Origin of the sequence: Thermoproteus sp. CP80 (assembly GCF_002077075.2) — an archaeon.
Lineage (GTDB): Archaea > Thermoproteota > Thermoprotei > Thermoproteales > Thermoproteaceae > Thermoproteus.
On sequence record NZ_LCWM02000015.1, the window covers coordinates 1 to 25958 of the forward strand.

Annotated in this window: 21 protein-coding genes and 5 tRNA genes; 9 read left to right on the forward strand and 17 right to left on the reverse strand. The window is 57.8% G+C overall.

Annotated elements, in window-relative coordinates:
• Positions 1 to 34: 34 nt before the first annotated feature.
• Both B7L68_RS08635 and B7L68_RS04320 read left to right on the forward strand, forming a co-directional pair.
• Positions 35 to 165, forward strand: a tRNA-Asn gene (locus tag B7L68_RS08635).
• A gap of 1143 nt (positions 166 to 1308) precedes the next feature.
• Positions 1309 to 2796 carry a hypothetical protein gene (locus B7L68_RS04320; protein ID WP_081246463.1) on the forward strand — a complete coding sequence of 496 codons (1488 nt, stop codon included), beginning with the start codon at positions 1309 to 1311 and terminating at the stop codon, positions 2794 to 2796.
• Positions 2797 to 2922: 126 nt separating this feature from the next.
• On the opposite strand, the gene B7L68_RS04325 is transcribed toward B7L68_RS04320, so the two are convergent.
• Positions 2923 to 3031 (reverse strand) — tRNA-Glu (locus B7L68_RS04325).
• Between the two features lie 93 nt (positions 3032 to 3124).
• Positions 3125 to 3257: transfer RNA gene (locus B7L68_RS04330), tRNA-Val, on the reverse strand.
• A gap of 129 nt (positions 3258 to 3386) precedes the next feature.
• Between B7L68_RS04330 and B7L68_RS04335 the strand changes: the two genes are divergently transcribed.
• A tRNA-Trp gene (locus tag B7L68_RS04335) sits at positions 3387 to 3496 on the forward strand.
• 473 nt (positions 3497 to 3969) lie between these two features.
• Positions 3970 to 4078, forward strand: a tRNA-Ile gene (locus tag B7L68_RS04340).
• Positions 4079 to 4197: 119 nt separating this feature from the next.
• Here the strand turns inward: B7L68_RS04340 and B7L68_RS04345 are convergent.
• The 4 genes from B7L68_RS04345 to tes all read right to left on the reverse strand — a co-directional run bounded on the left by B7L68_RS04345 (position 4198) and on the right by tes (position 9706).
• Positions 4198 to 5682 carry a hypothetical protein gene (locus tag B7L68_RS04345; protein WP_081246464.1) on the reverse strand — a complete coding sequence of 495 codons (1485 nt, stop codon included), beginning with the start codon at positions 5680 to 5682 and terminating at the stop codon, positions 4198 to 4200.
• 806 nt (positions 5683 to 6488) lie between these two features.
• Positions 6489 to 7367 carry a dihydroorotate dehydrogenase 2 gene (locus B7L68_RS04350; RefSeq protein ID WP_081246465.1) on the reverse strand — a complete coding sequence of 293 codons (879 nt, stop codon included), beginning with the start codon at positions 7365 to 7367 and terminating at the stop codon, positions 6489 to 6491.
• Positions 7361 to 7942, reverse strand: a complete 582-nt coding sequence (pyrE, locus tag B7L68_RS04355) for an orotate phosphoribosyltransferase (RefSeq protein ID WP_081246466.1) — start codon at positions 7940 to 7942, stop codon at positions 7361 to 7363. Before pyrE ends, B7L68_RS04350 begins: the two co-directional genes overlap by 7 nt.
• A gap of 39 nt (positions 7943 to 7981) precedes the next feature.
• Complete coding sequence (tes, locus tag B7L68_RS04360) at positions 7982 to 9706, reverse strand: tetraether lipid synthase Tes (protein ID WP_081246467.1); 1725 nt, start codon at positions 9704 to 9706, stop codon at positions 7982 to 7984.
• A 54-nt stretch (positions 9707 to 9760) separates the two neighbouring features.
• Between tes and B7L68_RS04365 the strand changes: the two genes are divergently transcribed.
• On the forward strand, positions 9761 to 10474 hold the full coding sequence (locus B7L68_RS04365) for a TrmB family transcriptional regulator (RefSeq protein WP_081246468.1): 714 nt from the start codon (positions 9761 to 9763) through the stop codon (positions 10472 to 10474).
• 286 nt (positions 10475 to 10760) lie between these two features.
• Positions 10761 to 11936: a zinc ribbon domain-containing protein gene (locus B7L68_RS04370; protein ID WP_081246469.1), complete on the forward strand. Its 1176-nt coding sequence runs from the start codon at positions 10761 to 10763 to the stop codon at positions 11934 to 11936.
• Between the two features lie 773 nt (positions 11937 to 12709).
• Here B7L68_RS04370 and B7L68_RS04375 read toward each other — a convergent pair.
• The 7 genes from B7L68_RS04375 to albA all read right to left on the reverse strand — a co-directional run bounded on the left by B7L68_RS04375 (position 12710) and on the right by albA (position 18548).
• Positions 12710 to 13354, reverse strand: a complete 645-nt coding sequence (locus tag B7L68_RS04375; protein WP_081246470.1) for a hypothetical protein — start codon at positions 13352 to 13354, stop codon at positions 12710 to 12712.
• Between the two features lie 4 nt (positions 13355 to 13358).
• A complete protein-coding gene (locus B7L68_RS04380; RefSeq protein WP_081246471.1) occupies positions 13359 to 15761 on the reverse strand; it encodes an SMC family ATPase in 2403 nt (800 codons plus the stop codon).
• A complete protein-coding gene (locus B7L68_RS08855) occupies positions 15739 to 15915 on the reverse strand; it encodes a hypothetical protein (protein ID WP_193432468.1) in 177 nt (58 codons plus the stop codon). The genes B7L68_RS04380 and B7L68_RS08855 overlap by 23 nt, the downstream gene beginning before the upstream one ends.
• A 24-nt stretch (positions 15916 to 15939) precedes the next feature.
• Positions 15940 to 16530, reverse strand: a complete 591-nt coding sequence (locus B7L68_RS04385; RefSeq protein ID WP_081246472.1) for a hypothetical protein — start codon at positions 16528 to 16530, stop codon at positions 15940 to 15942.
• A complete protein-coding gene (locus B7L68_RS04390; protein WP_081246473.1) occupies positions 16517 to 17824 on the reverse strand; it encodes a heat-shock protein Hsp70 in 1308 nt (435 codons plus the stop codon). The genes B7L68_RS04385 and B7L68_RS04390 overlap by 14 nt, the downstream gene beginning before the upstream one ends.
• Before the next feature lie 9 nt (positions 17825 to 17833).
• Positions 17834 to 18169 (reverse strand): arcadin 1, encoded by a 336-nt coding sequence (locus B7L68_RS04395; RefSeq protein ID WP_081246474.1) that lies wholly within the window; start codon positions 18167 to 18169, stop codon positions 17834 to 17836.
• A 97-nt stretch (positions 18170 to 18266) separates the two neighbouring features.
• Entirely contained in the window at positions 18267 to 18548 is a 282-nt protein-coding gene (albA, locus tag B7L68_RS04400; RefSeq protein ID WP_081246475.1) for a DNA-binding protein Alba, read from the reverse strand.
• Positions 18549 to 18638: 90 nt separating this feature from the next.
• On the opposite strand from albA, the gene B7L68_RS04405 reads away from it, so the two are divergent.
• Positions 18639 to 19379: an ArsR family transcriptional regulator gene (locus B7L68_RS04405; protein ID WP_238136322.1), complete on the forward strand. Its 741-nt coding sequence runs from the start codon at positions 18639 to 18641 to the stop codon at positions 19377 to 19379.
• Complete coding sequence (locus tag B7L68_RS04410; RefSeq protein ID WP_081246477.1) at positions 19366 to 19890, forward strand: methyltransferase domain-containing protein; 525 nt, start codon at positions 19366 to 19368, stop codon at positions 19888 to 19890. Before B7L68_RS04405 ends, B7L68_RS04410 begins: the two co-directional genes overlap by 14 nt.
• Here B7L68_RS04410 and B7L68_RS04415 read toward each other — a convergent pair.
• The 4 genes from B7L68_RS04415 to B7L68_RS04430 form a co-directional block, all read right to left on the reverse strand.
• Entirely contained in the window at positions 19847 to 20854 is a 1008-nt protein-coding gene (locus B7L68_RS04415; RefSeq protein ID WP_081246478.1) for a phosphate uptake regulator PhoU, read from the reverse strand. The genes B7L68_RS04410 and B7L68_RS04415 overlap by 44 nt on opposite strands.
• A gap of 111 nt (positions 20855 to 20965) precedes the next feature.
• Positions 20966 to 22069: a DNA topoisomerase IV subunit A gene (locus B7L68_RS04420; protein ID WP_081246479.1), complete on the reverse strand. Its 1104-nt coding sequence runs from the start codon at positions 22067 to 22069 to the stop codon at positions 20966 to 20968.
• Positions 22070 to 22328: 259 nt separating this feature from the next.
• Positions 22329 to 23915: a DNA topoisomerase VI subunit B gene (locus B7L68_RS04425; protein ID WP_081246480.1), complete on the reverse strand. Its 1587-nt coding sequence runs from the start codon at positions 23913 to 23915 to the stop codon at positions 22329 to 22331.
• 109 nt (positions 23916 to 24024) lie between these two features.
• Entirely contained in the window at positions 24025 to 24921 is an 897-nt protein-coding gene (locus tag B7L68_RS04430) for a thiamine-phosphate synthase family protein (RefSeq protein ID WP_081246481.1), read from the reverse strand.
• Between the two features lie 101 nt (positions 24922 to 25022).
• Between B7L68_RS04430 and B7L68_RS04435 the strand changes: the two genes are divergently transcribed.
• On the forward strand, positions 25023 to 25958 hold the full coding sequence (locus B7L68_RS04435) for a DNA-binding protein (RefSeq protein WP_081246482.1): 936 nt from the start codon (positions 25023 to 25025) through the stop codon (positions 25956 to 25958).

The window sequence follows — 25958 nt, forward strand, 5'->3', positions numbered from 1 at the left end:
AAAATACATAAAGTCCTCCATAATGTGCCTCGTCGCCGCCGTAGCTAAGCCCGGTATAGCGGCGGTCCCCACGGGGGCTGATGCTGTTAAGGCGAGCGCCGCAGACACCCGTAGGTCCCGGGAGGGGAATCCCCCCCGGGAATTCAAATCCCGGCGGCGGCGCCACTGGGTTCTCATGACTGGACAGGAGTTGATTCAATGTAGGCTATGTGGCGTGTCGATCCCGTACGCCAGTTGAGTTCGGCGCCTTCGACTCGATGTCAGACTCGGCTATCCCCGTTCACATCTCCGTTCCACGGCCTTCGGCTGAAGACGCCGGCCTCCTACTGTGTTCCGCGGTCGAGACGAAGGCCGGCATATCTGTTATGCCTGAAATCCCCCTTGAGCGCCGTCGGTTTTGACGGCGTATCGATTCCACTTACCTTTTCCGCCGTCCGAGTGCTCGGCGCGTCAATTCCATATTTGATACCCCTCGGCGTGCCAGCTCCACTTGCGGCCTTCGCGGCCTCCTTCCTCCGCCGCCTCGATTCCAACTGCGAAGGGCCGGCGGGACGGCGCCTCATAGGATCCGAGACGAAAAGGACAGGACGGCCCGATAAAAAAAGAGGGTTGTCCGCCCCGTCGAGCCGGGTCCGGCTCATATCGGCGGGTCTGCGCTCCGCGAAGCAGAGCCCGCCGCGCTCCGTGGTGCATCCCCCGGGGCGCCAGGGCATATCGCGGGGTCCCTGCGGCAGCCGTCCGCGCAGCGGTTCATGCATGCGACGTAGCACCGCCCGAACGCGTCGTCCTCCATGCCGCTCTGCGGCGCGTTGGTAAGTTGAACTGTCCTCGGCGGGTTCCCCATACCGACAGGGGAAACCCCGGGAGGCTTGACAGGCAAGAACTTGCCTGTAAGGTTTCCCGCGGACATCCCTGTAGGAGGGAGAAAAAGGGTAGGTTACCTCGTTTCCTCTAACCATCTCTATGGCCTCCGCCGGCTCTGTGTAGCGCATGAGGCCCTCCAGGTGCTTCTTGGTTGGAGGCACTTCTCTCATCCATGCGCCGCGGCACAGATAAGTTGAACCGCCCCTCGGCGGATCCGCCAGCGCTTACAGGGCGTGCATAAGAAAGCCTTGACAGGCGGCTAGCCCCTGTTGGGGCTTTCTTTGATACTCCCTGAAAGCGGCCGAGGGCGGACAGGGGGCCTAGCGGCCGACGCGCCGTGAAGGGGCCGGACGGCGGATTCGAAACCTGCCGGATGTCCCGCATGCGCTACGGCTCTAGGCGACGGCGCATCGAATCAATTTAACAGCTATCTTCAGTAGAGGCATGGAAAGGAAGTTCTCTGTAGACGAACTTAGGCGCCGCCTTGAGCTGGCCTTGAGGCCGGCCGAGCCGCCGACCGTGGAGGAGGTCCTGGCGGCCGTGGAGAGGAACGGCAAGCTCCGGGGGCCGGCGGACTGGGTCTTCCCGGCGTGGAGGCTCTACGTCGACTACGTCGTCGAGGAGATCATCGGCAGGTTCAAGCCGTCCGCCGAAGAGGAAGAACAGCTGAGGGATTTCGGCCGGAAGCTGAATACGCTTCTGGAGCGAGCCGAAAGGCAGGCGAAGGCCGAGCTGACCGCGATATACAAAGCCGTTGTCGACGGCACCTACAGGGTAGAGAACGACAAACTATACATCTCGGACAGAGTGTGGATGTATGTAAGAGAGGGGTTCGCTCCGCATATTATAATCCACGGCGTAACAGCTAAGGCGCGTTTTCCCGATGTGTTGAAGCTTCCGCGCGAGAGGTTGGAGCTGCTCCAGCTGGGCTGGAGGGCGAGCGATGAGGGCGAGATGGGCGGCCGGCCCTTCATGGGCACTACACAACCCTGGCAGGTGTTCGCCTGGACTGCGACGAGATATGGAGAGCTCTACGCATACGTCGCCTCGGCCAACTTGACGCGCGAGGGGGCGAGCGTACATATACAAATCAATGCGAAGAGCTGGAGGCAGAGGTGGAGCAAGGCGGAGGCCATAGATCTGGTGGCTAGCCACCTCAGGCGCGGGGAGTGGGCGCCCGTGTTAACAATGTGGCTGGGGGATGGTAAGGCCGAACGGAGCGAGGTGTTAAGTGGCGAATACAAGCTGGTGATCGCGGCTAAAGAGCCCTGGAGGCCAAACCCCAGCGCGAGTGCAAGTAAGGCCCTCGTCGCCAGAGGCAGAGAGGCGTTCGAGAGGCTTAGGGAGTCGGCCGGCGTATACGGCAAACTGCTGGATCTTCTGAAGGCCCATAAGTGGATCGACGTGAAGCTGGCCACAGACGACGGCTTTAGGGCCGCCTTCAAGCTGAATACGGAGAAGAGGGGTATAGACGTGCTTAGGGAGGCGTATGGGCGGAACGGCGTTGAAACCTCTGCCGAACAGCTAGGCTACGTAGAGAGAAACAGCAGACGGAGAAACGGCGTGGTAGTCGTGGCGGGCGTCGTGATGTATCTCGAGCTGGTGAGCGGCAGGGGCGGCTCCCTCGTCGCTAAGTACTTCACCCGCGATGCCGGAAAGGCGCTCGCCGCCGCCGGAAGGCTTGAGTCGGCGGGGCTTAGGCCTAACGTCGTGAGGTCCGGCCCCAACTACGTGGTGTATATAGCAACTGCGGACCTCTTGAGGCTGGCGGAGAGGGACGGCGAAATCAGGAGGGCCGTAGCGCTGTATCTCGCCGAAAAGGCGAAGGACGGCACGCCGAGGCAGAGGGAACTCGCCGAAAAGATCCTGAAGAGACATCCCTTTTTTCTTCCCAATCGCCTCGCCGCCTCCTTGAAGCCGGCATCGCCGTGAGTTAGTCGAGTTGAATCGATATGACGAGTTTAGCCTATACGTGGAACTGCAGAACCGACGACAACATGTGGAATCAGCCAGCGTCAGGTCGGACTGCGCCGACGACAGCCGGAAGAGTTCGGTACATGCCCCGGCCGGGATTTGAACCCGGGTCCTGGGCTGTCTCCGGCCGCAATGCCTCGAAAGGCCCATATCCCTAGTCGGTGAGCCTTTGACCGGGCTAGACGACCGGGGCCTACGCGCCATAAATCCTAAATTTATATCTTTGTCGCCATAGCCGACATGTAGAATTAGCCACATCTATCCGGTAGCCGGAAGAGCCTATGGATGGGGCCGCCGGGATTTGAATTCCCGGGGAATCCCCTCCCGGGATCTCCCGCGCGCCTAGGCGCTGTGGCGCGGGCGCCGTGTAAGGCGGGCTTTAGGGATTCGATTCAATCCTACCGCTAGACTACGGCCCCTTTACATATATTTCTGGCTGGTTTTTAAGCTTTGCTCCACCAATTGGGTGCGTCGAGACCCTGCGGCACACGCCTACTCGGAGAGTCGGCGGGGAAAAAGCTTAAAAATATGTGATAATGTACGTAAAGGGGCCCGTAGCTCAGCAAGGCAGAGCGGCGGAGGTCAGCGCCGCCGTGGCTCCAGACCCGTAGGGCGGGGGTTCAGGCGAAGCCGCCCAAAAATCCCTCCGGGCCCACCATTGACTCTTCCGGCCATCGTCGGCGCGGCCGGACGCTGGCCGATTCCACATGTTGTCGTCGGTTCTGCAGTTCCACATATCGGCCAAGCTCGGCGTTTCGGCTCAATATCGGCTAATGCATAGCGATGCCGTAATCGCAACGGATAGGCGGCATCCCGGGGGCTGATACGTACTCCATGTCGGCGATGCGAACACGCTCGTCCAGCCGTAGCTTGGACTGCAGCGCGGGCGTATGGGCGGCACGCGCCATGGTGGGGCACGGCCGCCATACCTCTCGACGCGGGATCGGCCAGCGCCATGTCCATCTGCATAGTTTAGCCGCATCCAAACGCGGAGGTCCCTACTAGCTCGAGGCCTTGGTCTACGCAGTGATGATATGTTGTGTGGAGGGGCCGGCTACACGTCCGCGGCGAACGGCATGGGTTAGACCGGAAAAGTCATAAAGCTTAAAATAGGCCCCGTTCAGATGGACCGGGGCCGTAGCTTAGCTAGGTGGAGCGCCCGTGGAGATCCGGCGAGGCTGATAAAGGGCTCCCGGCCCGAGCAACCGGGAGGTCCCGGGTTCAAATCCCGGCGGCCCCATCCACCGGGCTCTTCCGGCTGTCGTCGGCGCAGTCCGACCGGGCGCTGGTCGATTCCACATGCCAGCTGTCGTTGGTTCCACACCACGTATCGGCTAAACTCGTCATCGATTCTATTGGCTAACGCGCAGAGATGTCGATTTCGAGGAAACGGTAAGAGTTGGAAGGGAAAAAAGGGGGATGTCTCTTCAGGATCTTTTCGGCGATCTCCCTCTGCCTCGGCGTGCCGTTCTTGGCCTTTTCGGCGAGGTAGAGCGCTATGGCCCTCCTGACGGCCTCGTCCCCCTCCGCCAGCTTTAGGAGATCCGCCGTGGCTATATACACCACGTAGTTGGGGCCGGACCTCACGACGTTCGGCCTAAGCCCCGCCGACTCAAGCCTCCCGGCGGCGGCGAGCGCCTTTCCGACATCGCGGGTGAAGTATTCGGCAAGGAGTGAGCCGCCCCTACCGCTGACAAGATACAGGTACATCACGACGCCCGCCACGACCACGGCGCCTCTCCTCGGTCCGTCCTCGGCATGTGAGAACTGCTCCGTAGGGATCTCGCCGTTTTGCCCGAACGCCTCCCTAAGGACGTCTATGCCCCTCTTCTCCGTATTCAGCTTGAAGGCGGCCCTAAAGCCGTCGTCGGTGGCCAGCTTCACGTCGATCCACTTGTGGGCCTTCAGCAGGTCCAGCAGCACGCCGTATGCACCGGCCGACTCCCCAAGCCTCTCGAACGCCTCCTTGCCAGTGGCGACGAGGGCCTCGTATGTGCCTATGCTACTGCCCAGCCTCCAGGGCTCCTTAGCCGCGACCACCAGCTTGTATTTACCGTGCAGAGCCTTCTTTCGCTCGGCCTTGCCGTCCCCCAGCCACATTGTTAGCAGGGGCGTCCACTCGCCACGCTTGAAGTAGTTCGCGACTAGATCTGTGGCCTCCGCCTTGCTCCACCTCTGCCTCCAGCTATTTGCCCTAAGATGTACCGCTACGCTCACCCCTTCGCGCGTCAAGTTGGCTGAGGCGATGCGCACGCGGAGCGCTCCATATCTCGTCGCAACCCAAGCGAGCACCTGCCAAGGCTGTGTGGTGCCCATGAAGGGCCGGCCGCGCATCTCGCCCTCATCGCTCGCCCTCCAGCCCAGCTGGAGCAGCTCAAGTTTCTCGCGCGGAAGCTTGAGTATGTCGGGAAAATGCGCCTTAGCTGTTACGCCGTGGATTGCGATTCGCGGTGCGGCTACTTTGGCTATGTGCATCCACGTCCCGTCCGGCGCGTACAGCCTGTTGCCCTCCATCCTGTAGGTGCCGTCGGCAATTGCGTTGTATATAGACGCCAGCTTCTCTTTTACTTGCCTCTGCGCCTCCAGCAACAACCGTTTTAGCGTGTCTCTGAAGTGGAAGAGCTGTCTTCTCTCCTCCTCTGTGAGCTGGAACGCCTCGGCGATCCTCCGCGTCGCGTATTCTATGTATGTTATCCACGCCGGGAAGACCCAGTCCACAGGCCCCCGCAAGACGCCGTGCCTAGAAACCTGCTCAAGAACCTCCTCCACGGTCGGCGGCTCGGCCGGCCTCAAGGCCGGCTCAAGGCGGCGCCTAAGTTCGTCTACAGAGAACTTCCTCTCCATGTCTCTATCGGAGGTTGCCGTTAAATTGATTCGATGCGCCGTTGTCCGGCCGAATCGAGCCGTTTCGGCACATGGGGGGACGTCCGGCTGATCGAATTCGCCGTCTGGGCCGGCCCCTTCGCGGCGCGTCGGCCGCAGGAAGCATATGCGCCTCCGCGGGCCCCGTCCGCCCTCGGCCGCGCGCTTGCAGGGGCAACCCCGAATTAATGTTGACAGGGGGCTAGCCCCCTGTTAGGTTTTTCTTACGTACTCCCTGTCGGCGCCGAGAAACCCGCCGAGGGGCGGTTCAACTTGGCGGTGCGCCGCGGAGCGCGCAAATGAGAGAAGTGCCTTCAACCAAGAAGCGCCTGGAGGGCCTCACGCGCCACGCAGAGCCGGCGGAGGCCATAGAGATGGTTAGAACGAGGTAAACCCTTTTCCCTCCTACAGGGATGTCCGCGGGAAGCCTTACAGGCAAGTCCTTGCCTGTCAAGCTTCCCGGGGTTTTCCCCTGTCGGCATGGGGAACCCGCCGAGGGGCGGATCGACTTACCAACGCGCCACAGAGCGGCATGGAGGACGACGCGTTCGGGCGGTGCTGCGTCGCATGCATGAACCGCTGCGCGGACGGCTGCCGCAGGTATCCCGCGATATGCCCTGGCGCCCCGGGGGCCACGGAGCGCGGCGGGCTCCGCTTCGCCGAGCGCAGGCCCGCCGACATCTGTCTTATCGGGCTGGACCGTATGAACGCGGAATCGGAGCAACGTGCCCGCGCGGCGTGTTTGGCTGCGGGGGCTGGCTCGTGATCTTCGTCGTTCGCCCGGCCGCTCATGGCTGGGCGGCGCAGGCGTTGAGCCTCTTGACGAGGTCTGGGCCGTAGTACAACACGCCCGTCAAGACCTCGACGGCGTTTGCCAGCTTCATCGCGGCCTTTGCCTGTCTGCAGCTCATGACGCCGCCTACGGCTATTATAGGCAAGTCCCCGCCGAGGTGCGCCCTGGCCTTTTCGAGCATCCTCATCATGGCTGGGTAGAGCCAGAGGCCGCTTAGGCCGCCTCTGCCGACGCCTATACGGGGATCGGCGACCGGCAACGTATTGGTGATCACGAGGCCGTGTCCCCCTCTTCTGGCCAGCTCGAGGTAGGCCCTGAGCTCCGACGTAGGGCCCGTCTTTATGAACAGCGGCTTTTTGGACTCGAGGAGAGGCGCGGCCTTATCCCACATGCCTTTATACGTGGGGCTGGAGAGGTTGACCTCGATGGCCCTCACGTTGCTGCCGTACCTCTCAATATAGCGTATCTGCTCGAGAATCTCCCCTGCCGTGAAGCCCGCGACGCTGACAAAGAGGGGGTACTCCACCTTCGATATTCTGGAGAGCACCACGGGCAGGCCCGGGCTGGGCAGGCCCATGGCGTTGACCAGAGAGCGGGGCCTCAGCCTCGCCGTCAGCGGGGGCCTGTTGCCCCTCCTGGGCCGCGCGGTGGTGGAGCCCACCACGATGAAGCCCGGGCAGAAGGCCGACAGCGCCCTGGTGTAGAGGCCGTCCTTGTCGAGCCCCGCGGCTATCCCCACGGGGCCGTTCGTCTCGACCGGGCCCACGCGCCACCTGACGCCCGGCCTGCAGGGAGGTAGAGGCAACGAGAAGAGCGCTCTGCCCAGCCTCCTGGTCACCTCGGACGGTATCAACTCCGTCAGGCGGGCTAGCACTTGAACTTCTCCAGATACTCGCGTACCTCGCGGTAGCGGGTCGGCCCTATGAGGTCTCTTATGTCCTCCAGGACCTCGCCCATCCTGTAGGCCGACCTGACCTGCGTCCCGGTCTCCCGCTCGACCCTCTGGGCGCCGCACTGCTGTCTGTCGAGGAACACGGCGGCCGCGACCACGTTGGCCCCGGCCTCCTTGAGCTTACCAACAGCATCCACGATCGACTCGCCGGTGGTTATGACGTCGTCCACCACCACTACGCGCGCGCCTTGCCAGACGGCGCCCTCTATCTCCCTCCGGGAGCCATACCACTTCTTGCTCTCTCTGACGTACGCAATAGGGCGAAACATGTTGAAGCCCAGTATCGAGGCGTAGGGTATGCCGCCGGTGGCGACCCCCACTATCACGTCGAACTCGATATCCTTCAGGAGGTTGCTGTACTTGCCGATCACCCACCTCAGGAGGTCCGGATAGGCCAGAACCTGCCTCAAGTCGACGTAGTAGGGGCTGCGGCCGCCGCTCGACAGCTGGAAATCCCCAAATTTAATTATCTCGCGCTTGACGAATTCATCCCACACGTCGTCCTATGTAGAGGATGTTTAAAAACAATGCGCCGGTTAAAGCAGGTGGCCCGCCGTCGCCGTCCTCTTCCAGCCAGTCAGCGACACGCCTGTTATCTTCGTCCACATCTTGGGGTCGATTCTGAAGGACTGCTCTATCCTCTCCCTGTGGAAGTTGTTGTAGGTGCAGAACGGTACGACCCTCCCGTCGGGAGTGGCGTAGTGTATGTCGCAACGCTGTATCCTCTCCACGTCGAAGTTCATGACGTCCATGAAGTGCATTATGCCGAGTCCCACTATGTTGAGGAAGAACTGGCCCAACGAGCCGTAGTCTTTCTTCACCAGGAAGTCCTGTATTAGGCCTTTGATCTTTCTGTGTTTGACCGTCCTCAGGAGCCTCATGGCCTTGGTCGCGGCCACGGCTTTCCAGACGGTCCTTCCCCTCTTGGCTGTCCTGTAGACGTCCCAGGCTATCCTCTCGAAGGCGTCGACGTCGACGAGCTTCGTGATGGGGTATATCTTCTTCTCATCGTCGTCGTAGTATATGAACGTCGCGGCGCCGCAGACGGGGTTCATGGAGAAGAGGGGCTTGGGGGAGTCCGTGAGCGCCTCGACCATCTTGGCGACCGCCACGGGCCAGTTGGTGGGCCTCCAGTCCCATCTGCTTATCAAGCCTCCCGTCTGCCTCTCTACCTCTATTATGGTGTCGGGTATGGTTATTCTGAACTTCCTCAGCTCCTCCTTGCTGTAAAGCCTGGCGCGGCCGGCGAAGGAAACAGGCTGTATATTGATCCAACGTATGACGTCTCTATTCTGTATGGCGAAGTCCAGGATCTTGCCGAGGTCCTTGTCGTTGTAGCCTCTGGCGAGGGTGACCACGGGCACTATCGACCGGTGGCCGAGCTGGCGGGCCACTTCTATCAGCTTGCGCCTAACTGCGGCGTATGCCTTGGGGTTGTAGAGGCGGTGTCTCACGACGCCTTCGTTGCCCGGGTCGATCGTGTCGAACTGCAGATAGAGCGTGGATATCCCGGCGTCCAGCAAGGCCTTGTAGAACTCGGGCTCGTTGGCCAGCCTTATGCCGTTTGTGTTGACCTCTATATGCGTGAAGCCCAGCTTCTTGGCCATCCTGACTATCTCGGGCAGATCGTCCCTCAGCGTCGGCTCGCCTCCCGACAGCTGCAGGGCGTTGGGCGGCCACGGCCTCTGCGCCCTCAATGTCCTCAGCATGTACTCTATCTGCTCCAGCGTCGGCTCGTAGACGTAGCCCGCGGCGCCGGCGTTGGCGAAGCACACGGGGCACGCCATGTTGCATCTGTTGGTGACGTCTATGATGGCGAGCACGGTATCCGACTTGTGGACGGGGCAGAGGCCGCAGCCCATGGGGCAGGACCCCATCTCCGTATAGAACTGGAGGTCTGTGTATGGGTTGGCGAGGCCCTTGGCTATATACTCCGGCGTATCCCACTGGAGGAAGTAGTAGTACATCTCGGCGTCGCCCCAGTACAGATCCTCGAACGCCCCGTGTTCGGGGCAGACCTTCTTCAGCCATATGGCGCCGTTCTCCTCGTAGACGGCCATGGGTATCCTTCTATTGCAGACCGGACATACTGACAGGGATGTCTTTACGACCCTCGTGTGTTCGGGCAGGGCGAACTGCCTCTTGACGGCGTTCTGCCAAGCTTCGTTCAATAGGGTGGTCTTGTATCTGGTGGATAGATTAAACCTGCTTAGGTCCACGAGCCTGGCGGGCCTTGCCAGCTCTAGAACCTGTTTGCTCATTGAGCCCGCCGGCCCCTCGGTTTAAAAATTTTTTAATGGTATTCCGTTAATTTCGTGAAGAAGTCCGTCCTCAAGGCCCTGGGGCTGGAGGAGAGGGACCTGGCCATCTACGCGCTTTTGGTAGAGCGGGGGGCGCTCACGGCGAGGGAGATCGCCGAGATGGTCGGCATACCCTATACTAAGATATATCAACGCCTAGATGCGCTCGAGGGGCAGGGCTTCTTGGAGCGGATCGAGGGGCGGCCCGCCAGATATGCCGCCCGGCCGCCCGCCGAGGTCTACAAGGGCTTGGTCTCCTACGCCTCGACCGCCCTCAAGGCCTTGAAGGAGCAGCTGGACCTCCTGCAGACCCTCTACGAGAGCAGATATGGGAAGGCCTCCACTACCTTCATAGCCCTTATAAGAGGCGACAAGGTGATGGAGCTCCTCGAGGAGGTGATCAAGGCGAGCGATTCGGCCGTCTACGTGGCGTTGCCCTATCCGGAGCTCGCAACGCCGCGGGTGATGGCCGCAATCGAGGAGGAGTCCAAGCGGATCGAGGTAAAGCTCCTCTTGGCCAAGAAGATCGCTAAATATGTCTATTCGCCTCCGCGGGTCGACGCGAGAGCGCTGGAGGATATGTTCGGCGGAGGGGCTCTGGGGAATTCGGCTCTGCTGGTGGTGAGACATGGGGAGGGGCTCCTCGGCATACATAGCAATGAGCGCTACCTCCTCGACATAGCGAAGACCTATTTCAACTATCTATGGGACAGGGCTGAGCCGGTATAGCGTAGCCAGGAGGCCTTGCGGCGTCTGGCTCTACCCAGCCATGATGAGGATGCTCGAAAAGGCCAGGGCGCACCTCGGCGGGGACTTGCCTATAATGTTCGAACACGCAATCCTTAGACGGTGCGTCGATTCCACTTGCGCCCGCCGCCGTCCGGACGCCCGGCGCGTCGGTTCCAAATGTCCGATCGGCCGATTCGAAATGCCAATTTTTCGGCGTTTCCCTCCCTAATTTGAACCGGCTCACAAAGGTTTTTAGTTCAACATAAGGGAGGCCGAGGGATGGGATATGGGAAAGTACAGAGCGTTGGTGTTGAAATATAATCTGCTACGGCTCCCGCCGGAGGTCGCCGAAAAGATCCCGGCGCTCCTCCGGGTACAAGAGGAGTTCAGAAAATGGGCGGCGGAATGGGCCAAAAGCGGGGGCTCTTTGCCCCCGCCGGAACGTCCGCTGAAATATTTCGCCGAAGAGTTTCTCCATGCGGGTAATGCGCTAGGGCTCAAAGGCTTAAAGAAAAACGGCATAGAGGTAAGGGGCGCAAGGCCCCCGCTGATCTTCGACGCCCAGTTGCGGTTAAGCAAAGAAAGAGATAAAAGTAGGGGCATCCTTGTCGATATACCGAGGAGGGGGGTGAGGATCAGGAAGTGGAATAACGGTAACACGATCACGCTTCCGCTTACAGATAAGGCTGTAGAGTTGATATTGGAGAGAACAAGGGAGGGTGGAAAGCTCGTGATGGCTGCCGTCTGGATCGGGAGAAGCAGGAGAAGTCGCGCCGTGAAGTTGTACGTAGCCCTCACGTTCAGGCGCGAGATCGCACCGATGGAGGCCGAGAGGCTTCTCGTCGTCGACGTGAACGCCCTCCACAACGGCCTCGCGTGGGCCGTGGTGGAGGGGGAGAGGATAGTGGAAAAGGGAGTGTTGAAGCCCAACATATCCAAAATCCTACATCTACAGAAGGTGATCGCCAGGCTCGATAGTGTATGCGCCGAGAAGGACGAGAGGTGCGGCGAGGCCATGGCCGTGAAGAGCCGCATCTGGCGGCTCTTGCGCGAGTGGGAGGACGAGGCGGCGAAGAAAATCGTCGGCCTCGCCAGGCAGTACAAAGCCGCGGTTGTCGTCGATATGCCAAACGACGAGTCCATGAGAGAACTGAAAGAGGGCGGCTACGCCTCCGAGAAGAAAGTCTTTCTAAACTTCGGCCGTATAAGGAGGAGGCTCAGAGGCCTCGCGGAGTGGTACGGCGTGCCGTACCGCGAGGAGAGGCTGTATTCGACTGTTTGCCCCCGCTGTGGGAGAAAGATGGAGGAGTTGCCGAATAGGCGCGTGAAGTGTCAATGCGGCTTCGAGGCCCATAGGGATGAGGTGCCCATATACTGGGCTCAAAGGCGGTTTCCCGACCTGATAACCCCCTCTTTTTCTTCCTCCTCCGCCGTCCTACGCATTACGGCGCCGGCCGCCTAGAGCCGCATGGGGGGCGTCCGGCGGATCCGCCGTCCGGGCCGGCCCCTCCGCCGCCTTCACGGCGCGTCGGATCGGCCGCACCTCCGCGGGCCCTGTCCGCCCTCGGCCACGCGTCTGAGCCATGCCGACAGGGAATACCTAGAGGGCGAAACCAACAGGGGTGTACCCCCTGACAACCCCGCCTTCAGACTACTCCCTGTCGGCATGAGAATCCACCGAGGGGGCAGAATCGGGGTCGATTCGCGCCGACGAGGTGCCGCCCCGCCGGCCCTAAGCGGAACCGAGAAGGCGGAGGAGGAAGGCCGCGAGTGGAACCGACACGCCGAGAGAGGGGTCGGCGGCGAAGGCAAGTTGAACCGACGCGCCGATCCCCATGGACGGCGCGATAAATCGTTATATAGGGTAGCGCGTCTTCTCTCATGGAGAGGCGCCCCCGCGGGCCCGAGGGGCAGGGCCCGGGTCTGCCGTTTCGCCGCTTGGGTTGGGGCCGGAGAGCCCCGCCCAAACGCTTATGCGCGTAGAGGAGGAGGGGGCGCGCTCCCTACCCGGCCGGCGCCCCAGCCCGGGGGGCCTTGCGCCTCCCGGGCTCGAGAGCCCCCCTCGTCCGGCCGGAGTTGAAAGGGGGGCATCTGATGCGAAGAGATTTTGATGGCGAAGAGATTTATAGATGGGTGCCTCGATCCCCTTCGTGATGACTAGAGGGTGAGCCCTCCGATGGGTGAGGCTGGTCTGGAGCGCTGATAAAGACGGCGTGGGCTCCGTCCTGGGGCTGGCTACAGATATACGTACTCCATCCAGCCCAGTTGAGGCAGGGAGGAAACGAGGCCGCCTATTATGCGTCTGTACAAGGTCTCCGTCTCGACCACCTTGGCCTTGGCGGACGTGGCGTCTCCTCCAGCTATCCTTATAAACGCTCTGTACCTTTCGCCGGAGAGCCGGCGGGCCGCGATGGAGACCTCCTCGACGTTAGAGGGCAGGACGAACGGGGGAGGCCTCTTCGCTACGTACTGCGGGGGAATGGGGCTCGACCTGGCTATTATCTTGCCTATCCCCTGGGCCGGGCGCTTCCGGCGCCCTCTACCGCCGACCACATGTATCAACGAGGGGCGGGACTTAAGGGCCAGCAGGTACAGCAACGTCGTGTAGTCGAGCGCCTTCTGGAGCGCCTGTATGGACTCCAGCTTTATCTCCTTGGCGTCTATCTCCAGCGTAAGCCTTCTGCATCCGTTTAACTCCCTCGATATAAACTCCATCAAGTTCTCGTAGAGATTGACTGCGTCGTACAACACGACGACCTTGCCGTAGTCGTTAAACGCCAGGCCGTAGGGTTCCACCTTGGCCACCACGTAGTTGTCGCCTCTATAGACGCCGACCTCGCCGAGGTCTGAGACCACGAAAACGCCGCAGTTCTCCTGCATCGCCTCAATCCTTCCTCGCAAATATATCTTTAGTTGTTGCTTCGGGTCTCCCCGAGCCGCGCAGCAACTCTATTACCTTCACGTCGACGCCGTTAGCCGCTATCTCCTTGGGCAGATCCTCGGTCTGTGTGGCCACCACCACTTGGTATTCAGCCGCGAGCGAAGCTATGAGGCCCGCCAGAGACGCCCTGACGCTGGGATCCACGTAGGGCAGAGGGTCGTCCAGCAGAAGGAAGCCCAGCCTAGGGCCTAACAGCCTGCGCATCGATATCACGAGCGAGAGCGCCACCGCCAACCGTTGCCCATCGCTAAGCTTGGAGATGCCCACGACGTTTCCATCCGCCAATCTCGCCTCCACCTCGTACGCCTTTTCCCTCAGCGTCAACCCCAACGACGCGATGTCCCTATATGGGTATATCTTTGAGAAATTCCTCCAGAGCTCATCCTCTATCTCCCCAATTATTCTAGATCTAACATTATATTTTAATATATCTATCTTATTTGATATTTCAGAAAATCTATTGTATGCATACATATACTTCTCCAGCCTCGACCTCAACATATCCAGCTCCTCGTCGACGTTGGCCAAGACCTCCGACAACTTCCTCAACTCGTCGTTAACATCCGCCTTTCTCCTCCTAATTCTGTCCAGCTCCTCGGAGATCGCCCGGAACTCCTCCTCGGCCTCCAGAGCCGCGCCGCTCAGGCCCAGATTCTTGAGCTCACGCTCCAAGCCCTCAAGCTCCTCGCGGAGTTGACGCGCCCTGAGCGCCCTGTTGTACCTCCTCAACATCTCCTCTACGGCCTCAGGCGTTACGCTACTCAAGAAGCCGGCCAACAGCTCGAGACGCCGCGAGATCTGGGAGTAGGACTTAGCCGCTTGGTCCAGCCTCGCCCTGGTCTTCTCCTCCTCGCCGGCCAGCCTCTCCAGCTCCTCCCTTGCCTTGAGGTACTCAGACACCGTCCCCAGGAGGGACGACAACTCCCTATAGGCGTCCTCCAGGGCCTCCAGCTCCTCCCTCGCCTTCTCCAGCTGGGCCAGCTCCTGCGAGTACTCCCTCTCTATATCCTTCAGTCTGCTCGACGCGGCGTCTCTGTCCAGCCTGCCGCCGCATACGGGGCACCTCTCGGCGCCGGTCTCCAGCGCGTATAAGATTATATACCTCAACGACGACGCGTAATGAGTCCTCTTCTCCAGCTCCTTGACCTTTTCCCTCGCCTCGTCCAGCCTCCTTCTGACCTCCTCGGGAGATCCGTAACGCGCGGAAACCTCCTTGAACCTCCTGTAGGCTCCCTCGAGCTGGTCGACCCTAGCCCTAAGCCTGGAAATCTCGGTTCTCAGCTCGTCCAGTCTAGCCGCCAGCGACCTCCTCTGGGCGTCGGCCGCCGAGAGGGCCTCCTCCAGGGAGCCTTTTATCTTGGCCAACTCCATATAGGCCTCCTGCAGAAGTTCGGCGAGCTTCGCGGCGTCGGGCTCCCTCGATATTTTCTCGAGCATCTGCGGGTCGAGCATGTGCTCGAACTCGGCCATAACTCCCACGAACCTATCTCTGAGCTCCTCTATGCGCCCCAGCTCCGAGATATACGCCTCGCGGCCCGACTCCTCCAGCAACTCCAGCTCGGACTTGGCCCTGTAGTAGGCGTTTATCTTGTCTTGAAGGGCCGATATTTTGTCCATATACCTCCTCCTCTCCTCTAGGAGCTCTCTGTATCTAGCAGATAGATCCGCCTCCCGGCGCGTGAGGTCCTCGAGCTCTCTCTCCAGCGATGCCTTTACGCCCTTCAGCTTGGACAGACTTCCGTATTTCTCTATCGTGTCTCTATATTTCTCATAATACGATATTTTAATTCTAATTTTTTCTATTTCCTTCATTATATTTTTTAATGTAATATTTATTATTTTCTGAATATTATCTAATATATCTATTTGAAGTATTTTATCTATTAACGAAGTCCTCTTGAGCCTATCGCCGTGTATGAAGTCCTCCAACGCGTAGTGGGATATATAGATCACTCTGTCGTAGTCGTCGCCCGTTATGCCCGTCATCTCGGCGAGCGCCCCCTCGGCGGCTTCGTCCAGATATCTGCGGTCGTCGAGCTTGAGCTCCAGGCGGCTCCGGCCCCCCCTCCCCACCGACCGCCTCACCAGGGCCTTCCTGGTCCCGTCGGCTAGCTCCAGCTCCACCAGGGCGCTGTCGGAGCTCAAGTTGACCAGATCCGCGAGCCTCGCTATCCTCTGCCTGACCTCCATCTCCCGCCCGAACAAGGCGAACTCGATTGCCTGGAGCAACGAGGATTTGCCGGCGCCTACCCTGCCGACGATGGCCGTCACCGGCGATAGCTGGAACTCGTATTCTCCCGAGTAGACCTTGAAGTCCCTCAGCCTAATCCTCGAGATCCTCCACATGAACTCCCCACTGCGAGAGGAGACTCCTCACCTTCTCCCGAGCTCCCTTCGGGCCCGAGGATCTATACGCCTTGACCAGATCCAGCATTATATCTATATCGGAGCCCTCAAGGACCTTCCTAGCCTCCTCCTCCACTATTTTGAAGATATCCACAGCAGTGCCGCGTCCTGTTTATATCTACCCTCTCCTTCTGATAAGCTTAACCCACTCGTTTTCCGCTATCGAGGGCGGGCCTCGTTGCTCCGTACGCTGCTCCGCCTTGCCCGCGGCCAGCTCCCGCCTCACGTCCTCGAGCGCCTTGTCTACATAGCTCTTAAGCTTCTTGAACACCTCCTCCTCTATTCTCTTGGACTCCCTGCTGACCGCCTCGGCCACGGCCGCGTTGACCGCGCCCAGGATCTTGGACAGATCCACCTGTTGGGCCGGGCGGGGCCTGGCCCTGGCGGGCATCCTCAGCTCGACCCCCTCCAGGCCCCTTGAGGGATCCACCGAGATCAGCCCCACGCCGAGCGCCTTCAGGTGCTTGGGATCTACCAACGGTAGTGCGTCCTTGGCCAGGGCTATGTACGCCTTGTCGCAGTCCTGCTGGAGCAGCTCGTTGATTTTCTTGTATATCTCCGCCTCCTCGTATATGTCGGCGAAGTAGGCCTTGACGGAGACCCTATTGGCGCCGTCCAGCAACGCCAGATCGTCGCCTCTCTCCGACTCCAGCTTGAACCCCAGTACCTCTGTGAGGTATCTAATCAGCAGATATCTAGCTAGTTCCACCGATAATGTACCAACCCTCCTTATTTATGTTGTCCCATTTAAGCGACAGGGGCAGCGCATAGCCGTATATCACCGCGCCGCGCCACGCGGAGTACTGCGGCTCTTTGACCAGCCTCACGCCTACCTTGGCGGCGAGCTCTCTGTTGACCTCGCCCAGCATGAGCCTTACCTTCTCCACGCTGTTTACGGCGTATTCCTCGAGGCCGGCGGGCACATCCCACTTGAAGGCGCCGCCGCTGAGTATCACGTTTGAGGCCACTCTGTCTTGGACCTCGACCGACACGCTCCTCAGGGAGGATATTATGGCCGACGCCAGGTCCATCTCGCCGTAGAGCGTGACGTCGCCTATCACGGCGTCCTCTATCCTTATTCTGCTCTGGTCTATATAGCTCTTGAACTCCTCGTGGCGCGGGTTGAAGACGATCTCGCCTATCAAGAACCTGGTCCAGGCGTACTCCTTGGGTATCTCTATTTCCACTATCGGGGAAAGCCTGACCTTGGCCGTGAACTTGTCGGGGTTGGACCTCGCCGCCGCTATGGCTTGCCCCAAGCCGCGGGGGACCAAGCCCACAGCCCTCTTTACCGTCTCCACGACGTACTCCTCGCGGGCCACGTCGCCGTAGCCCATATCTTTAAGCACTTCCCTGGTCACCGCGTTGGCCTCGGCCCCTCCTCTATTCAGCGCCACGAGCCCCTCTCTTATCATCGCGTAGCTTATGGGCGCCACCTGGATATTGCCGTGGCCTCCCTCCACTATCACGCAGTTGACCGCGTTCTCCGCTATGGCCACCGCAAGCGGCTGGGGCAGAACCGTCGCGGCGTATATGGACTTGGACTCCGCCGAGATTTTCTCCAATATGTCGAAGAAGCCTCTGTACATGTAGTCGGGGGCCAACGCCGAGAGGGCCATGGAGACCAGCCAGCCCTTGAACTCGGGATCGGCTACTGGGAACTGGGCCAGCACGTAGCGGGCGAGCTCCCTCAGCACCGACCAGGCGTCTTCGTCGTCCCGCCTAGCTATGCCGTCTTTAAGCGGATACTTCATGTTGCGCTGGACGTCCCTCACGCTAGAGAGATAGTTGCGCACCTCCTCGTCGCCTACTACAAGCCCGCGCGACAGCACGTCCGGGGGTATCCTCATCTTGACGGACTCCGGTACGTCGCGGAGGAAGAGGCCTCTGGTCTGCACGACGTTGGGCTCCGCAAGAGTTATCGGCCCGTACTTGGTGTAGCTGGTGCCGAAATCTATCCCGAACACGTACTTCAACCTGTAGCTGTCGCTGAGCTCCGCCACGTCGAGAACTCAGCTGGGCCTTATTTTTATTACTCCCTGGTCGATCTCTATATCGACGCTGTCGCCGACGTCGATATCGCCGAGGGACTCCACCTCCTCGTCTGTCAGCCAGACGGTAAGACGCGGCACGGCGATCTTGTTGAGGGAAAACGGCAACGACTTTATTATCTGCGACACAAGCGGCATTATCTCCCTCGCCACGGGGACGGACTGCTCATCGGGCGGGGCCATCACCAGGGGGCCTGGGATATCCTTCTCCTCCACCACGTCGATCTTCACGTAGCGCGTGCCGGTAGGGTCTGCGACCAGCTGTTTGCTCACCACAACGCCCTTTACCACCACCACGGGGCTCCATCTAAACCTGTAATTAAACTTAACCGCATCGGCAGAGGACAGGCGGCGGGCGCCGAGATCGCAACGGCCCGCCTACTCCTCTAAAAAATTACGCCATTTCGAGGATTACCTCGACAGCAGCCACCGTCCTCTCCCTTCCGCCTTGGCCCTGGACCTTGTCGCTGAGCAGCTTGACTTCCCTTATGTTGACCTTGCCGGGGAGGAACCTATCGCGCACCATCACGGCGGCCGCCACAGCCTTAGATATAGCGGCTCCTCTAGCCTTCAGCACCACCTTCCTCGTGCCGGCGTTGAACGCCATCACCGTGGCTATTATGTAGTTCGTAGTGGGTTTTTTGCCCACCAATATTGTTTGTTCTGTCGCTGCCATGAACCGCCACGCTATAGACCTTTTTTAAATATTGCCCCCGCACAGCCGCCGCGCGGATATCTTTAATTAAACTCGGTGGATTTGCGCGACGTGGAGGACTTAATATATAAGGCCGCCTACGGCCGACGGCGCGAGATCTTGCTCACGCTATATAGCGAGGGCACGACCAGTTTAAATAGGCTCAGGAATAAGCTGGGCATCTCGTCGTCGGCGCTTCTATTCGATATCTCCGCGCTGGAGGCGCTGGGGCTCATCAAGAGAGATGGGGGCTTCGTCGAGCTGACCGACAAAGGGGCCAAGGTGGCCTCTATCCTATCGTCCATAGCCCCTCTGAAGAACTTGTCCATGTTGGAGGCGCTGGGGCTACGCCCCTTCGTCGTCCCCATGCTCGCGTCGCCGTACCTCAACGCCGTAGCCGCGTTGCTCCTGGCTATTTGGATCGCGTCGATATACATTTCCAGGTCCGCATTAATAGGAGTTATATACAGTTATATTTTTACTAACATTTATTATATTTTATTTGTATCAATTTTATCACTGACTACTATATTAATATCTATTTATTTTGCTACACGTAGAAAAGTCCATATAACTAATATAATAATCGGGTTATTTCCATTATTAATATATCCATCAATTTCTATTATAATAAATAATTATAATATTATTTATACATTGAAATTTATATTGTTATTACTATCATGCGGCACTCTATCCACTGCGACATCCTATGACGTGGGCTCCAAATACGAGACGGCGCTGTTGGCCTATCTCTCTGGCATGTTCATATTTCCTATACTTATCTATTTAATGCTACATGTTTATATATAGACCTCAGGAGGATAGTTATGCCACATTAAGTTTACTATCTAGAATAAATAATAGATTCAATATATGTATTGATGTGGGCGCCGGCTCGTGCATACTTACGCGTGAATTGAGTAGATTCTGTAGACACGTCGTAGCTGTGGACATAAACCCCTACGCCTGCGCCGAATGCAGAAAGTACGACGTGCTGTGCGCCCACGGGCTCTCGGCCATATCTAGAGCCGACTTGGTAGTCAGCAATCCGCCCTATCTGCCGCCCGAGGAGCCGCCCAGCGATATGGAGGCCCTAGCTATCTACGACTACGGGCTCATCGACCACATATTGAGGTGGGCCTTCGCCTATAGGCCGCGCCTATTGGTGCTGACGTATAGTACTCTCGGGAGGGCCGACCTAATCGAGGAGGCAGCCTACGCCCTAGGCAGAATAGTGGATAGGGAGGTAGTCCACCGCTTCTTTGAGGATATAGTCTCTATTGCTGTTGAGCCTCTGGGCCCAGTCTCTGGAAGTTCTTGAGCCTTATATGCAACAACGACTCCAGTATATCGCTTATGTATTCATTTATCCTCACGGCGCTATCTCTGGCCAGCGAGGTGGCCGGATCGGACAGGATCACCTCCTTCCTCATCTTGAGGGCCCAGTCCGTTAGGTCCCTATATAGGGCGGTGAGCTTCATGTCGTCGACATTTCCGCCGAAGAAGTCCATCAAGGCGCCCATGTGCTCCGCAGCTCTCTCCAATATCGGCCTGACAACTCTCAAGTCCAGTTTTTCCTCTTGGTTTATATATGCTATTTTGCATATATGGTCGGCGATTCTCTCTATGGACTTGGCAATTATCGTATATTCGACCAAGTCCCGGGGATCCTCGACTTTCAGCTCCAGCATTATGTAGCGCGACATGGCGGCCCTCTTCAGCTGACGTTCGACCAGCCAGTAGAGCCTGTCCACCTCGTCGTCGCGCTCCGTGACGTCCCTCAGCAGCTCCATGTTGTCGGCCTCCAGGCCCCTTATCAAGTCGAGCAACATGTTGTCCGTCAGCTTCAACATCTTCAGAGCTACGTCGCCTATGGCCAGCTCGGTCGCCGCCACCATGGCTTGGACGACCAGCTTGTCGCTGGACTCCTCCGTTATCTCCATATCTATAACCCTCCTCCTCACGAAGTCCTTGAGGTGCTTCCTATACTGTGTAGCCCCGGGGGCGAACCTCATCGTTATGACCTCGGCCCCTGCTATATAGATCGACATGAATATCTTCTCGAGCTCCTCCAAGCTGGCCCTCTCGCCGATCTGGAGCTCGACGGACAGATATGTGCGTTTGCCCAATTTACGCGGTATAAGGACCAGCGTGTTGTCCGGCTGAGGCACTATGAGCACCTCGTCTCCTGGCGACAAGTTGGTTCGTCGCGCCCATTCCTTCGGCAGGCTGACTATGAGGGTGGCTCCGCCCGTCAACTGTACCCTACGCACTTCGCCTTCCATGTGCTATCTTGAACAGCTATATATAACTATTTATTGCATATACTTACTCCCTGTATATATATACAATATAAATAATATGATTAATAATAATTTTTAATATAAATTATATATTTAATCTATAAATTTATTGTTTTTGATTTTATCTTTTATATAGTCGTGAAGATATTTTAATCCATGTGCCGACAAGGCCTCTATCTCCACCTTCTTCTTGCTCTTCAGGAAGTACTCTAGCTCTTTCCTCCACACGTCGTTCTGGAACCAGGGATATTTCAGGAGCTCCTGCGCCCTCTTCACGTCTCTGTCGGTAGCTTTTATCACGAATTGATCGGGTATCTTGTACCTCTCTATATCTAGGGGCGCCACCCCGAGGAATTTAGCGTTGGGAGTCGCCAGCCTTTCGCTCTCGTAGCTGAGCTTTATAGAGCCGCTCTTATATACCGAATAGATGTAGATCCCGTAGGGGTCGCCGTCCGTCAACACGTAGACCGGCAACTTGTACTCCTCGTTGAGCCTTTTGACGAATCTCCTAGTTGCTCTATCGGGCATGCCCTTGGCCGTTATCAAAACGGCGTTCTCCTGCGACCAGAACTTCTCCCTAACTAGGCGCTGGAAGATGGCGTCCTTCTCTATGACCAAGACGTAGGAGGCCTCCACCTTGATTATCTCCAGCGCGTCGACGTTGACGGGAAGGCTCAGGGCTGTCTCGCCGAATTTAGACGCGTCGAGCTCGTAGCCCTGAGAACGGACGACTATGGGCCCCACCACCTTTCCCTTCACGTCGGCGCTGACGCCCATCTCTTCCCTCAATATATTCGTCGCTACCTCTATGTCCTCTATAACTCCATTGGACTCCGCTTGTTCATCCCAGGTATTCTCCCTATGGACTCTGCCCAGAGGGTCCTTGAAGACTATAGTGTGCTTTCCGTTGTAGTAGAGGTCGCGTATCGTGGGGAACACGTCGGCCCTCATGGCCTCCACTATGAGGCTGAGCATCAACACGGTCTGCATGAACCTCCTGGACTCCTTGACGTCGAGGAACCTCCTGCGTATCTTCTCGGGACCCAGCTTCAACATCCTCGCCCTCTCGTCCCACACAGTGTTGCCTAGAGTGCGGGCCGGTATCTCCATCACGGGCTCCCTCAAGCTCAACGCGGATTTCGCCAGCTCGGCCCCCCATTCCTCCAACTGCTTCAAAAACCTAGCCCGCTCACCCATGCCCCGCCTCGTACTAGATGCTATATATTCTTGAGGGCCCACACCTCAGAGAGGAGGGCAGATAAAGATGTCATAGTGCAGTATGTGAACAGATGTGCCGTCGCCTCACCGCTGTAGGCACTCTGTGCGCCGACTTATGGACCGGGCCTCAGGACCTCCGTCCCGGCCGCCATCGAGGGGCCGACCTCTGGCAGGGGCGCCGCTCTGCTGCCGAGAGGCGGCTGTGGGGCTAGGTCGGCTATCTGCCTAGGGCCGGGGCCTACGGAGCCGCCTCGGCCTCCTCCTTAATCGAGGAGCTCATGGACAGGACGTGTTTGGCGAGCTCCTCCGCGGTGAGGCCCAGCTTGTTCTCTATCAGTTTGTATAGGCTGTTCGCCAGCGCCTCCCTATCCAGACCTGTCACTATGGACATGTCGCGGGCTATCTCGTCCACGTATTTCGCCAGCGATGTATATCTGTTGAGCATCTCCATTTCTTTCTCCTTCCGGGATAGGTAGATCCTTAACTTCCTCGCGGCGTCTCTCAACGCGAGCTTCATCTCCTCCTCTATCTCTTGGATCTCCGCTATAGCCTCCTTGCCGGCCGAGGCGTAGGGAATTTTCGTGGAGCAGACGTGGATTATTACGGCGACGGGGGCAGGGAACTTCACCTTATAGCTGTCCCAATGGAATTCGTCCACCACCTTCCTCGCCACGTCGGCCCCCTCGTCGTATAGCAACGGGATTTTGTTGGCATAGCGCAACAGAATCGGCTTGTCCACCGGCGCTATCTGGCCGCCCCAAGCTATTGCGGCTTCGACTATGAAGGGATACCCCGAGTAGCTGCTGGGCTTCCTGGTCACGGCGAAGACGGCCTCGGCCCCTAGGATGGACTTCGCGCCCACCTCTAGGAGCTCTTGACCTGCGGGCGAGAGCCAGTCTGCCCTGGGCCTCCTCCAGCCCTCGTAGGCCTTCATCTTCTCGACGAGGAGGACTATTTCGTCCTGCGTGAGAGAGCCCACGGATCTGTTGGGATCGAGCGCGGCCCACTCCAGGAAGGACCTCGCCAGACCTTCCCCGACGCCGTCGAAGTTCTTGGCTAAAAACTCGGCTAAAGTCGCCGTCTTGCTCTCCAATATCATCTGCTTCACGGTATCCACGTCGACGCTCTTGGGGTGAGGAAGGCCTTCCTTCGGCGGCGTGGGCATCTTGATCGTGCGCCTCTTTAATACCATCTCCATATCGGGTCCCTTGAAATATATCTCTGAATATGGGGAAATTATCGCAGTTCTTCTTAGGTATTCCTCTATCCTTTTCTTCGAATTTAGCCAATTGCCTTCTATGACTACCTTCACGGCGGTGCCGTGCCATTTATATTTATTATTATATTCCTTCATGTCAACTATTATAGGTTCATTTTTCGTCGTATCTATCATTATTCTATATTCATATATCTTGTCCGAGCGAACAGCCGCCGATCTTACCAAAAGCGGTCGGTTGGTGGTGCTCTGGGCGTATAGAACAACCATCTTGAGGCCGAGCCCGAAGACGCCCCTGTGCTGTTTTATCTTGTACTTGCTGCTGTAGAAAACACGGCCGAAGACGTTAGGTATCTCCTGGCCGGGTATCCCCACTCCGTTATCCTCTACATATATCGAATACCAGCCCTTGGCCTCGTCCACAGGCCTTATCGAGACCGTTATATTCGGCAATATGCCGTAGGGCTCCGTGGCGTCGAAGCTATTCTCGACGAGCTCCCTGACGGTCTGGTACATCGCCCTCGCGGGGTTTTGGAACCCCGCTATCTCTCTATTCCTCCTGAACCATTCCGCTACAGGAAGGGCCTCGTAGGCATAGGTAATAGCCACGTGGGGGGTAATATGGGCGATTTAAAGCTTTGTCGCCAGCCGCCGACGCCGGGGGCGGCCCAACGACGGCTCCGCCCGGCGCGGTGCGCGTCGGACCGGGCGCGGGCCTCTACCTCTGGGCGCCCGCCCCACATTGGGCTATTTTCAGTATCTTGGCTGCGGCATCGGGTGCATCGAAGCCGAAGACGTAGCCGTTGGCCTCTATGCCGACGCCGCCTCTGTCCAGCACCACGTCGTAGCTACGGACGCGCATGGCGGCCGTTATGTTTTCGATGGTTTCCTCCTCTGTGTTGCTGGGACCTACAATTACATATTCGTAATTATACTTTTTAATACAATTTATTATATTTTCATCATATCTTATATTTATAACTGCTTTTATATTTCTATGGATATTATTTATATTTAATATAAGCTTGCCCAGAAATTTGGCACCCCACAGCTGGGGCTCAGACGTGGTGACCAGCGATTCTCCCACCACCGAGATGCGGCCGGGATACCCGATCGGCCCCTCGCCGCCGAGCTCCACTATATTCATCAACACCTTTGGAACTAGATTTATTACATATTTATTGCTTTTAAGCATATTAAAACTTGTTATAATTCTATTTTTAACCTCATTTACAATAGATATGTTTTTACATATATCGCAATTCCTTAGGTAGGGCGCCGCGTGTCTATGCACATCGCAAAACCTCAGAGAAGATAGGAGAGATAACACAAAGTTGTTCAGATATTCGATGGCCTCAGGATAGTTCTGTTGATCCACCGCCATGACGACGACGTCCAAAAGCCTGTTGACCTCCTCCTTGGATAGCCCCACATCGGCCAGCCTCCGCTCGTAGTGCTCCCTGTCCAGCTTCAAATAGGCGCTTACGGCCGGCTGCGATATGCCGAGTATCTGGCCCACCTTGCTCTGCGAAAGGCCGCGGCGCGACAGCTCGTGGGCGATCAGCCCCTTAAGCGGCTGCATGACCTTTTCCGACAAGAGCTCCAGGGGGAACACAGTCCATAGAAATATCAATAAAATATTTACCCAATAGGCCTTCGGCGACGGGGCAGCCGCCGCGGCGCGAAACCTTATTATTTGACCCAGACGGCTGGCGCGTGATAGACCATATAGAGCTGCAGTTAGGCGAGCGTAAAATATCCGGCGAGCTGACGCCGTTGACATTTATAGTAGGTTCAGGTAAAAGCGTCTTTATAAATTCTATATATTTAGTTTTATCAAATATAGGATTGAAAATACCAAAAATATATTATAATAAATTTAATATATCTATAAAAATAAATAATAAAATTTTTTCTTTACAAAAAAACGGGAAGATATATAGACAGATATTCGACGAAGGGGGCAGAAAGGTCGCGATAGAGTATGGCGCCTTGGACGGCTCCCGCATCAGCAGGATCGTGGAGCCGTTCGAGCTCGCGATCAAGAACGCAGATATCTTGATGCCCCAGATAGATGTAGCCGAACACGTCTCCATATTGGCCGACGAGGAGATAGAGGAGGTGAATAGGCTCATAGGCGAGTTCAGAAAGGCCTTCTCGCTGAAGGTGACCTCCCTGGGCCCGTATATAGACCCCAGGACCTTCCACGACCCGACCAAGGCCGCGGGCTCCCTCAAACCTGACGGCAGTAATCTGGTCGGCGTGTTGGCCAGGTTAGCTCTCGAAAACCCAGACGCCTACGATAGGCTGAGGACGTCCTTCAGGAAAAAGGGAGTCAAGCTCGCCGTAGGGCTTGCGAAAAGGGGCGTCCTGGCCGGCGTGGCCCACATCGGAGGGGCCAAGATGCCTATCTCCAGGTTGCCCTGCAGCTTAAAGACGGCGTTGGTGTTCGCCGCGGCCGTCGCGACCAAGCCAGATCTGCTACTCATCGAAAATTTTGATTGCTGCTTCAACGAGGGCCTGGTCGATATATTGACAAGCTATTTTAACGAGCAAATATCGAGGGGCCAAATAGTCGTGGAAATACATAGGCCCGACGTAGCCGATCTATTCAAGATACAGTACAAATCGATAGTTTCGGTGGCGCTCTGA